8 protein-coding genes are annotated in these 11,232 nt (G+C 62.0%); 4 read left to right on the top strand and 4 right to left on the bottom strand.

The window, feature by feature from the left end:
* Window positions 1-35 precede the first annotated feature (35 nt).
* The 4 genes from AQUI_RS0101700 to AQUI_RS26790 all read left to right on the top strand — a co-directional run bounded on the left by AQUI_RS0101700 (window position 36) and on the right by AQUI_RS26790 (window position 4,396).
* Complete coding sequence (locus AQUI_RS0101700) at window positions 36-998, top strand: ABC transporter substrate-binding protein (protein WP_027255982.1); 963 nt, start codon at window positions 36-38, stop codon at window positions 996-998.
* 71 nt (window positions 999-1,069) lie between these two features.
* The gene (locus AQUI_RS0101695; RefSeq protein ID WP_027255981.1) at window positions 1,070-2,119 is read left to right on the top strand and encodes a quaternary amine ABC transporter ATP-binding protein; all 1,050 of its coding nucleotides are present in this window, start codon (window positions 1,070-1,072) and stop codon (window positions 2,117-2,119) included.
* A 10-nt stretch (window positions 2,120-2,129) separates the two neighbouring features.
* The gene (locus AQUI_RS0101690; protein WP_027255980.1) at window positions 2,130-3,647 is read left to right on the top strand and encodes an ABC transporter permease; all 1,518 of its coding nucleotides are present in this window, start codon (window positions 2,130-2,132) and stop codon (window positions 3,645-3,647) included.
* Window positions 3,648-4,072: 425 nt separating this feature from the next.
* Complete coding sequence (locus AQUI_RS26790; protein ID WP_051371748.1) at window positions 4,073-4,396, top strand: HAD hydrolase family protein; 324 nt, start codon at window positions 4,073-4,075, stop codon at window positions 4,394-4,396.
* A gap of 172 nt (window positions 4,397-4,568) precedes the next feature.
* On the opposite strand, the gene AQUI_RS0101680 is transcribed toward AQUI_RS26790, so the two are convergent.
* From AQUI_RS0101680 to AQUI_RS0101665, 4 genes are all read right to left on the bottom strand, one after another.
* Window positions 4,569-6,533, bottom strand: coding sequence for a sigma-54-dependent Fis family transcriptional regulator (locus AQUI_RS0101680; protein WP_027255979.1), 1,965 nt, complete (start codon window positions 6,531-6,533; stop codon window positions 4,569-4,571).
* 103 nt (window positions 6,534-6,636) lie between these two features.
* On the bottom strand, window positions 6,637-7,125 hold the full coding sequence (locus AQUI_RS0101675; protein ID WP_035919541.1) for a hypothetical protein: 489 nt from the start codon (window positions 7,123-7,125) through the stop codon (window positions 6,637-6,639).
* 254 nt (window positions 7,126-7,379) lie between these two features.
* Complete coding sequence (katG, locus tag AQUI_RS0101670; RefSeq protein WP_027255977.1) at window positions 7,380-9,596, bottom strand: catalase/peroxidase HPI; 2,217 nt, start codon at window positions 9,594-9,596, stop codon at window positions 7,380-7,382.
* Window positions 9,597-9,651: 55 nt separating this feature from the next.
* Complete coding sequence (locus AQUI_RS0101665; RefSeq protein WP_027255976.1) at window positions 9,652-11,223, bottom strand: GMC family oxidoreductase; 1,572 nt, start codon at window positions 11,221-11,223, stop codon at window positions 9,652-9,654.
* Between the last annotated feature and the right edge of the window lie 9 nt (window positions 11,224-11,232).

Below are 11,232 nucleotides of genomic sequence, written 5' to 3'. Positions count from 1 at the left end.
GCGCGCAAATCCAACCCCAACAGGAGAGAGAAAATATGAAACCGCTGAAAACCCTTACCGCAATTGCGGCCCTCAGCATCGGCACCGGCGCCATGGCGCAGGAAAAGGTGATGGTGGGGGAGCCGAGCTGGCCGGGCGCCAAGGTGATGAGCCGGGTGATCGGCCAGGTGATTGAAACCCGCCTCGGTGGCGAAGCCGGTTATGCCCCCGGCGCCAATGCGGTGATCTTTGCCGCGATGGACGGCGGCCGCGGCGACATCGACGTGCACCCCGATGTCTGGCTGCCGAACCACCTGTCCTTTACCGATGAATACGTGGATCAGAAAGGCACCGTCGGCCTGTCCTCGGGCAGCTACCAGGGCCGCACCGGGTTCTGCACGCCAACCTATATGGTCGAGAAACATGGCATTTCCTCCGTTTTCGACCTAGCCACGCCGATGGCCCAGGAGCTGTATGACACCAATGGCGACGGCAAGGGCGAGATCTGGCTCGGCGCCACCGGCTGGGCCTCGACCAATGTGCACAAGGTGAAGGTGCGCGACTACGGGATCGAGACCTTCCTGGAGCCCTCGACCGAGGACGAGACAGTGTTTTACGCCCGCCTCAAGGACGCCATCGATCAGGAAGAGGGCGTGGTCTTCTACTGCTATGAGCCGCACTACGTGCATGCGCTTTATGATGTGACCATGATCGAGGAGCCGGAGCACGACCCCGGCACCTATACCATGCTGCAGCCGGATCAGGATTCCGACTGGTACAACAAATCCTCGATCACCACCGGCGACCCTGTAAAGACAGTGACCGTGGCCTATTCCAAGTCGCTGGAACAGCGGAACCCGGCGACGGCAGCCTTCCTCAGCAAGATCGACATGGATGCAGGCGAGCTGTCCAAGCTCACCTATCAGGTGGTGATCCAGGGCCAGGAGATCGATGCCGCGGTGTCGGACTGGCTGGCTGAAAACGGCGAGACCGTTGACGGCTGGCTTGGCCTTAACTGATCCCATCCATTGGCCCTGCAGCCCAGGCGGCTGCAGGTGCCCGTACGATACTTCAAAGACAGGGGGGGGCCATGGCGGACGACATCGCAATTGACGCACGCGGCGTCTGGAAGATTTTTGGCGCACGCGCGGACGAGGCGCTGCGGGCCATTCATGCGGAAGGCCTGAGCAAAGCCGAGGTGCTGGAGCGGTTCAACTGCGTGGTCGGGGTGGCGGATGCCAGCTTCCAGATCGAACGCGGTGAGCTGTTTTGCGTGATGGGCCTGTCGGGGTCCGGCAAATCGACGCTGGTGCGCCATGTGAACAGGCTGCTGGAGCCGACGGACGGGCATATCTACATCAACGGTGACGACGTGATGGGGCTCAAGGACGACGGCCTGCGCGACCTGCGCAACCGCCGCGTCGCCATGGTGTTCCAGAACTTCGGCCTGATGCCGCACCGCACGGTGCGCGACAATGTGGCGATGCCGCTGGAGATCCGCGGCACCGGCAAGGCGCGCCGCTGGGAAGAGGCCGACCGGGTGCTGGAGCTGGTGGAGCTGACCGGCTGGGAGGACAAATACGCCCATGAGCTGTCGGGCGGCATGCAGCAGCGCGTCGGTCTGGCCCGCGCCATCGCCTCGGACCCAGAAATCCTGCTGATGGATGAGCCGTTCTCGGCGCTGGATCCGCTCATTCGCAAGCAGCTGCAGGACCAGTTCATGGAGCTGAGCCGTAAGCTGGGCAAGACCACGATGTTCATCACCCATGACCTCGATGAGGCGATCCGCATCGGTCACCGCATTGCCATCATGAAGGACGGCCGCATTGTGCAGACCGGCACGCCGGAGGAGATCATCCTGAACCCGGCAGATGACTATGTGGCGGACTTCGTGGCCGGCATCTCCAAGCTGAACATGATTTTTGCCCATTCGGTGATGAAGCCGGTGGCGGAGTTCGAAGCCACTCACGGCGCGCTGCCGACAGATGCCAAAGTGGCGCGGCCCGATATGGATCTGAGCGACCTGATGGACCTGGCCGTTGACGGCCACGGCATTGTCAAGGTGGCCGATGCCGGCAGCACTGTCGGGGTGATCAACCGTGCGGGGCTGATCCGCGCCATTCAGGACAGCCAGGCGTAAGGAGGCGACGATGAAACACATCGACCAATCTCATATAAAACCGGAAACCGCTGGGCGGCTGAATTCGCTGGTGAGTGAGTTCACCGGCCAGTCGAAAAGCTACTACCAGCAGGTTTTCAGCTACATGATGGAGGCGCCGGGCTACCGCTTCACCTTGAACTGGGCAGCGGGTTTGCTGGGGCCGGTCTGGTTCGGGGCGCGGGGCCTGTGGTCCTGGTTCCTGGGCTTCCTGCTGCTGGAAACCCTGGCCTATATCCAGATCGGGCTGGGGCTGTTCGGCGATCTGGGCCGAGACTTCCGCATCCGGGCCGAGCAGATCGCCCAGACGCTGGAGCTGCGGCATCAGCAGATTGCGGCCGCGGAGGCCTCGGGCGCGTCCTCGCTGGGCTCGCTGAAACGCGCGGCAGAGTCGCTTGAGAGCGCGCTGGCCGGGGCACAGGAGGCTGCGGCGGCGGCGAATGCCAGCGGTGTCACCTACCTGGTGGTGGGCGCAGCATTGCTGCTGGCAGTGAAGTTTCTGGCGGCGTCATTGGCGAACTGGACGCTTGAGGGGCAGTTTGCCCGGTGGCGCTCGGATCGGAGTGTTGCAAGCGGCTGGTCCGTGCCGCGGCTGGCGGTTTCCGCTGTGCTGGCGGCGGCGGTCGTGGTGCTGTCGGCGCTGAAGTTTGCGATGCCAGATGCGTTTTCGCTGCTGAACGCCTTTCCCACCAACCGCGACTGGCGGCTGAACGTGGGCGACGGGGTGCAGGCGGCGTTCGACTGGACCAAGACTTCGGGCCGGGGCTTCTTTGACGGGCTGACCGCGGGGATGCGGACGCTACTCGATTGGATCGAGGTGGTGCTGGTCGATACCCCCTGGCCGGTGGTGGCGCTGGTCATTGTGATGCTGGCCTACCTGTCGGCGGGCGCACGGGTGGCGATCTTTACCGGCGCGGCGCTGGCCTATCTGGGGCTGCTGGACTTTTGGGAGAAGGCGATGACCACCATCGCGCTGCTGGGGGCCGCGGCGCTGATCTCGATCACCCTGGGCATCCCGCTGGGCATCTACTGTGCGCGCCGGCCCAAGGTGTTTGCCGTGGTGCGCCCGGTGCTGGACTTCATGCAGTCGATGCCGTCCTTTGTCTACCTGATCCCGGTTGTGGCCTTTATCGGCTCGGGCAAGCCTGCAGGCGTGGTGGCCACCATGATCTTTGGCAGCCCGCCGGTGATCCGCTTTACCGTGCTGGGCCTGCAGCAGGTGCCGGAAACCGTGCGCGAGGCGGCGCTCGCCTTTGGCGCCACGCCGCGTTACCTGCTGTGGCGCGTCGACCTGCCGCTGGCGCGCAAGACGATCATGGCCGGCGTCAACCAGACCATCCTGCTGTCGCTGGCGATGGTGGTGGTGGCCTCGCTGATTGGTGCCAAGGGACTGGGCGAGGACGTTCTGGAAGCGCTGCAATATGCGGCAGCCGGGCAAGGGATCCTGGCGGGTCTGGCAATCCTGTTCTGTGCCCTGATCCTCGACCGAATTGTTGCAGGCAAACGATGACTTATGATCCCGGGGCAGACAGCTTGTCAGCCTCGGGACGGCTTCTTGCATTGACTCGCTAGGTGGACGAAGAGCCGCATGTTTCGGAACATGGAGATAATAATAGTTCGTTTTCACCCGTTCCAGCGGCATCACCTATATAAACAAGTAACTTAGCTGGCTGTGCGTTGTCACTGACGCTACCTGCTGTCGCGCCTAGCCCTCCGCGACGGGTCCATTGCATTGACGCGTTTTTTTGGGGGTCATAGACCCACCGTGGCACATCGATACCGTAAGAGGCGCGGTCACGTTATCAATTTTCTGCTAATGCAGGAAACGCCCAAACGTTAAGCAGGCATCTGAAAAGCGAGTACGATCTCAGCATTCGGGTTAAACTTTCTTGCAGAAATCTCTGAAGCTCGGCGCGGGCAGATTACACTCAAAGAATGTTGCAAACTGTCCCGCTTCTCCTATTCTCTGATCTCGATGGCACTTTGTTGAGCCACGAGAACTATAGCTGGGAGCCCGCCCGGCCGGCCCTGACAGCGCTGAAAAGAGCCGGGGCGGGTGTTATTCTGGCCACCAGCAAGACGGCGGCTGAAGTTGCTCCACTGAGGCAGTCGATGGGTCTCGGGAGATGGCCTGCAATTGTCGAAAACGGCGCCGGGCTGCTCGGGGCGGGATGTCCGTCATCAAATGATATCAAGCAGTTGGCAGCACTGATCGGCATCCGCGGCCTGATAGCCGTAATCCCAAGCCGATCCGGCTGATCAAAATACATTCTAATGTCAGCGCCGACCAACCAGACAAAACTGCCGTCCCGCCGACCCCAGCGTCAAATTTCCACACAGTTTCGGCCCGCACTTGCCGTTGATCACGGTTTTCCACCGTTTCGGCTTGAACGCCGACGCGGCGGCCCCATGGACCCTGTAACCCGCGAACTCAGACCTTGCGGATGTGATACCGCTTGATCTTGCGGTAAAGCGTTGGCCGCGAGATCCCGAGAACCTGGGCCACTCTGGTCAGGTTGCCGTTCTCCGCGCTGATCGCCCGGCGGATGGCGCTGGCCTCGATGCTTTCCAAGTCGCCGGAATGGCCGCCGAGGATATGCTCCAGTGAATTCTCTGCGCCATCGTCGAAATCGTCCTGAATCTCCGGCGGCAAATCCCGTTCAGTCACGAAACTGTCTGGCTTGATGAGAAAAAAGCGCTGAACGACATTGCGCAGCTCCCGGACGTTGCCCGGCCACTGGTACTTCAGCATCAATTCCATCGCCCGGCTGGCAAAGGTCATCGGTGTGCGCCCGGTTTCTTCGGCGTATTTTTGCGAAAAATGGTCGAGCAAGGCGACGATGTCGTTGCCGCGTTCTCGCAAGGGGGGCACCTCGATGGTCATCACCCCGATGCGGTAGAACAGGTCGCGGCGGAAATTGCCCTTTTCGATCTCCTGGCGCAGGTCGCGGTTGGTCATCGTCACCAGCCGGACATCGACCGGGCGCCGCTTGTTGTCACCTACCCGGTAGATCGCCCGCTGTTCAAGCGCCCTGAGCAGGTAGGGCTGCAATTCGATCGGCATGTCGCCGATTTCATCGAGGCAGAGCACACCGTTGTTGGCCTGTTCGAACTTCCCGGCGCGCCCGCCCCGGACGGCGCCGGTAAAGGCGCCTTCCGAATAGCCGAACAGTTCCGCGCCGATCAGATCGCTGGAAATGGCCGCGCAGTTGACCGGCACGTAGGGAGCCTTGGTATCCGGCATCCGGCTGTGGATCAGGCGCGCGAACAATTCCTTGCCGACTCCGGTTTCACCGTGGATCAGCACCGGGACATTGGCCAGCGCCGCGCGTTCGGCCAGGCCGATGGCATCGACCATCTTCGGCGACGATCCAATGATCTGGATCTCGCCCTCCGCCACATTGACCCGCGGCTTGATGGTGCAGGTTACTCCCGCCTGCCGCATCTTGCCCTTGTCCTTGAGAAACAGGGCGGCGCCGCGAAAAACGCCTTCCAGCTTGAGCCGTTCGATGCCTTCCGCCTCGACGTTGAGCGGCAAGAGCTTGGGAATATCCTGATCCGACAGGCCTTCAAGTTTCGGCAACAGCTTGTGGCCGAACGACAATTCCTTGTTCCGGCGCAGCGGGTCGTCGTCCAGCCCGCGGCGGAACAGCACGCGGCCCGATTGATCGACCAGCACCACACTGTCATGACCGCGGCTGTAATCCGACATCAGGAAAGCTTCCAGCAATTGCGTGCGTTCGACCTGTTTCTGTTCCGCCAGCGCAATCTCGATCTCGCGCGCCGCCGCCAGGACCAGTGCCACATTGTGCTGGCGGAAAATCTGCGGCGGACCGGACAGATCGACGACGCCGATCACGTTCTGGGTGAGAGGATCGAAGATCGGCGCACCGACGCAGGTCCAGGCCTGTACGCCTTCGGCAAAATGCTCGGAGGCATGCACGTAAGAGGGTTTGCCGGTCTTGAGCGCGGTGCCGATGCCATTGGTGCCGATGGTGCGCTCGCTCCAGTCGCCGCCAAGCTCCAGGTGGATTTCCTGGCCCTCGTCCAGCACGTGTTCGTCACCGATGGCGTCGATAATCACCCCCTGGCTGTCAGCCAGGATCAGAATGGTGCGGGCCTCTTTCAGATGCGGCTCCAGCCGTTTGAAGGCCGCCGAGGCCGCTTGGCGGAGCGCGGTGTTGCGTTCACGGCGCAGAAACAACTGGCTTTCGTCGATCACCTTGCGTGAAGCTTGGCTGCCGGCATCGACCCCCAGCTCCCGGCTGCGCCGCCAGGAGGCGAGGATCTCGTCCCGCACCTTCGCCGGCATCCCGTCGCCGTCTTTGCCGGAGGAGACGAATTTCTCCCAGGCCTTGCGGGTATCGTCGTCCGAATAGCTGGAGTTATCAGGCAATTGATGCGCCCTCTCGCTTTTCTCATGTGTCGTTGCGGGCCAATGATACCGGCTCTGCAGGCATTCCTCACGGTCGATGACGAGAAAATAGCGCGGACGAGGATCAGTCGTCCTGCGGTACAAGCAAGGCTTCAATCGCCTCGGCAAGGGCGCGATCGTTAAAGGTGGCGGTCATCTCCACCCCTTCCAGATGCGCCAGCGCGGCGGCGGTGCCCTCCTCCAGCGGCGAGAGGAAGCCGTTTTTTTTCGTCGCCAGCACAAATTTTCTCGACATGAAGTTACCGCGGATCTCGCCCAGCATCTGCATCTGGAGGCCTGTCGACTTGTCGACCAGCACCACCCGGTTGTTGAGGCTGACCTTGACATAAGGCGCGGGCACGTCGGATGTGACCCGCGCCTTCATGTCGTGGATGATCAGCCCATCGGGCTTCGGCTCTTGCTTCCGGCGCGCCTGATCGGCCTGCATCCGGCTGAACCCGCCATTGCTGATCTGATCCGCAAGTTTGCGTATCGTGCCAGCATTTTCCGACAACAGACGCTTTGCCTTCACGTCTTCGAGACGCGGACCGCCGCGCTTCGAAAAAATATCCACCACTGTTTTTCCTCCCCCTGTACAAATGTTAGCAGATTGCGCAGCCCATTGCCAAACTTTCGGGCCGTATATGGACGCAACAGGCCTATTTTCTTGCGGTTTCCGGTTGTGTTCCGGGCATGTCTCTTGGCCGGAACACGGTTCCGCGATCGGGCCATTCCTGGCCGGCACAACTTGTCGGGGACCTGTGTCCGGCCCCCGACCCACTCGCTAAAAAACCGATCCGGTTTTCCTCTGATCCGCCGTGCCAGGCGTCAGTTCAGTTCGAACCGGTCAGCGTTCATGACCTTGCTCCAAGCCGCGGCGAAATCGGAGACGAAGAGGCCTTCATTGCCACGGCTGGCATAGACTTCCGCCAGTGCCCGCAGTTGCGAATTCGAGCCGAATACGAGATCGACGCGCGACGCGGTCCATTTTCTGGCACCGCTGACGCGGTCGCAGCCGTCAAAGACACGATCGGCACCGTTGACCGGCACCCATTTCGTCTCCATGTCCAGAATGTTGACGAAGAAGTCCGTGCTAAGCGTCCCGGGGGTCTTTGTCAGAACACCCGTATCCGTACCTTGATGGGTCGCGCCGATGCTGCGCAACCCGCCGACCAGGGCCGTCATCTCGGGAGCGCTGAGCCCGAGAAGCTGGGCCTTGTCCACCAGAAGGGCCTCAGCCAGAACCGAATAGGCGGCTTTCTCGTAGTTGCGGAAACCGTCTGCGATGGGTTCCATCGGATCAAAGGACTCGGCATCGGTCTGGGCGGCGCTCGCATCGGTGCGGCCCGGGGTGAACGGCAGGGTAACGTCGTGGCCTGCGGCTTTTGCCGCTTTTTCGACAGCCGCATTGCCCGCGAGAACGATCACGTCTGCCAGAGAAACTTTCTTGCCACCGGACGCGCCGCCGTTGAAAGCGCTGGTGATGCCGTTCAGCACATCGAGAACGTGTGCCAGGCGATCCGGCTCGTTGGCCTCCCAGTCCTTCTGCGGGGCAAGACGGATGCGCGCCCCATTGGCACCGCCGCGCTTGTCCGATCCGCGGAAACTGGAGGCCGAGACCCAGGCCACCCAGACCAGATCGGCAACCGATAGGCCGGAGCCCAGGATTTCCGCCTTCAGCGACGAGATATCCTTGTCGTCAATCAGCGGATGATCCACGGCCGGGACCGGATCCTGCCAGATCAGTTCCTCGTCGGGCACCTCCTTACCCAGGTAGCAGGCTTTGGGCCCCATGTCGCGGTGTGTCAGCTTGAACCAGGCGCGGGCGAAGGCCTCGGCGAATTCCCCGGGGTTTTCGTGGAACCGCTTGGAGATCGGGCCATAGATCGGGTCCATCCGCATCGCCATGTCGGCGGTGGTCATCATCAGCGGCACCTTGGCGACCGAGGCATCGACTTCGGGCGCGTGATCCTCGTCCGAAAGCCCCTTGGCGTGCCAAATATTTGCGCCGGCCGGACTTTTCGTCAGTTCCCAGTCGTAGCCAAAGAGCACCTCGAAATAGCCCATGTCCCACTTTGTCGGGTTCGACGTCCAGGGGCCTTCGATGCCCGAAGTCGTCGTATCAACGCCCTTGCCGGACTTGTGCGCATTCTTCCAGCCAAAGCCCATGTCGTGCAGCGGGCAGGCCTCCGGTTCGGCGCCAACCAAGGCCGGATCCCCTGCCCCATGCGCCTTGCCGAAGGTGTGTCCACCTGCGACCAGGGCTACGGTTTCCTCATCATTCATAGCCATCCGGCCAAAGGTTTCGCGGATGTCGCGGCCCGAGGCGATGGGATCGGGGTTTCCGTCCGGTCCCTCTGGGTTCACGTAGATCAGCCCCATCTGCACAGCGGCAAGCGGGTTTTCCAGTTCGCGCTCGCCGGAATAGCGGCTGTTGGTGTTTTCGGAGGAGGCCAGCCATTCAACCTCGGCGCCCCAGTAAATGTCTTCCTCAGGCGCCCAGACGTCTTCGCGCCCGCCTGCAAAGCCGAATGTCTTGCCGCCCATACTCTCGATGGCAACATTTCCCGCCAGGATCATCAAATCGGCCCAAGACAAGGCGTTGCCGTATTTCTCCTTAACCGGCCAGAGCAGCCGACGGGCCTTGTCAAGGTTGCCGTTGTCAGGCCAAGAGTTCAGCGGCGCGAACCGCTGGGTCCCGGTCGAGGCCCCGCCGCGCCCATCGGCGGTGCGATAAGTGCCCGCGCTATGCCAAGCCATGCGTATAAAGAACGGCCCGTAGTGGCCGTAATCGGCGGGCCACCAGTCCTTACTATCGGTCATCAGCGCGGTCAGGTCGGCTTTGACAGCATCCAGGTCGAGCGCTCTGAAGGCCGTTGCATAATCGAAGCCTTTAGGCATCGGGTTGGACACCGGCTGATGCTGGTGCAGCACCGACAAGTTCAGCTGGTTCGGCCACCAGTCGCGGTTGCCGCGCCCCGCCTTGTTTGTTGCGCCATGCATGACAGGACATCCGCCCGCCTTCCTCAAGTCATTTCCGTCCATCTTCGTCTCCCTGGGTTTGGAAATTCGGGTTTGGTTTGGGTGTTTCGGTGCAGTGTCAGAGGTTCTGACGGCCTAACTCCGCTGCGATGTACTCGGCTTGGCGGATCGCAAGAGCCACAATGGTCAGGGTCGGATTTTCCGCCGCGCCGGTCGTGAACTGGCTGCCGTCTGAGATGAACAAATTGCCCAAGTCGTGACTCTGGCCATAGGTGTTGACCACCCCGTCGCGGGGGTTGGACGACATCCGGTTGGTTCCGAGATTATGGGTTGACGGATAGGGCGGCGTCGGGAAGACGCGGGTCGCGCCGACCGCCTCGTAGACAGCCTTGCCTTGGCTGTAGGCATGGTCGCGCATCGCGACATCGTTGGGGTGATCGTCGAAATGCACGTTGGCCACCGGCAAACCGTGCTGGTCGGTCACGTCGGTGTTGAGCGTGATGCGGTTTGTTTCCTGCGGCATGTCCTCGCCCACGATCCACATGCCCGCCATGTTCTCGTAATGGTCGAGCGCGGTGGTGAGCTCCCGCCCCCAGGCGCCGGGGTCTAGAAAGGCTGCCATGAACGGCAAGCCCAGTGCCAGCGTCTCCAGCTCGTAGCCGCCGACGAAGCCCCGGGAGGGATCGTGTACCGCCTCGTCCTGGATGATCCCGGCCATCGTCGTGCCACGCCACATGCGCACCGGCTGATCAAAGACCGCATAAACCGAGCCGGTCACATGCCGCATGTAGTTGCGCCCAACCTGGCCGGAACTGTTGGCCAGCCCGTCGGGGAACATCGGCGAGGCAGAATTAAGCAAAAGCCGCGGGCTTTCAATGGAGTTTCCGGCAACACAGGCGACCCGCATCTTCTGTTCCTGCTGGTTGCCATCCGCATCGGCATAGATCACGCCGGTGACCTTGCCGGCCTCGTTATGCTCGATCCTCAGAACATGGCAGCGCTCACGGACCTCAAGGTTGCCGGTCGCTTCACCGCGCGGAATGTCGGTATAGGCGGTAGACCACTTGGCCCCCCATTTGCAGCCCTGGAAACAGAACCCGGTCTGCTGGCAGGCCGGGCGCTCGTCGTAATCGGCCGAGTTAATCGCCATCCGGCCGGTGTGGACCGCTTTATACCCCAGCTCCCGTGCGCCTTTCTCAAAGACCTTGAAGTTGTTGTTGCCCGGCAGCCCGGCACGGCCGCCCGTGCGCGTCACGCCCAGCTTGTTCTCAGCGCGGGTGTAGTAGTCGTCCATCTCGCGCGGGTCGATCGGCCAGTCCAGCAGGTTGGCCCCTTCAACATCGCCATAGGTGCTGTGCGCCTTCCATTCGTGGTCCTGAAAGCGCAGAGACGCCCCAGCCCAGTGAGTGGTCGTACCGCCGACCGCCTTGACGATCCAGGCAGGCAGGCCCGAGAAATCCTTCGACACCCGCCAATCACCGCTGGTGGTGCGCGGATCGGCCCAGGCAAGCTGGCCAAAGCTTTCCCACTCGTCGTTGATGTAATCCTCGGGCAGGTAGCGCCCGCCGGCCTCCAGCGCGACGACGGAAACGCCTTTCTGGGCCAATTCGTTGGCCAGGACACCGCCGCCGGCGCCGGTTCCGATCACGACAACAACGCTGTCGTCTGTCAGGTCAAATGGTGCGCTCATGGCTCAAGC

The organism is Leisingera aquimarina DSM 24565 (genome assembly GCF_000473165.1).
GTDB classification, from domain to species: Bacteria; Pseudomonadota; Alphaproteobacteria; order Rhodobacterales; family Rhodobacteraceae; genus Leisingera; species Leisingera aquimarina.
Note: the sequence above shows the minus strand (reverse complement) of the source record. Positions and strands in the feature narration are given on the sequence as shown.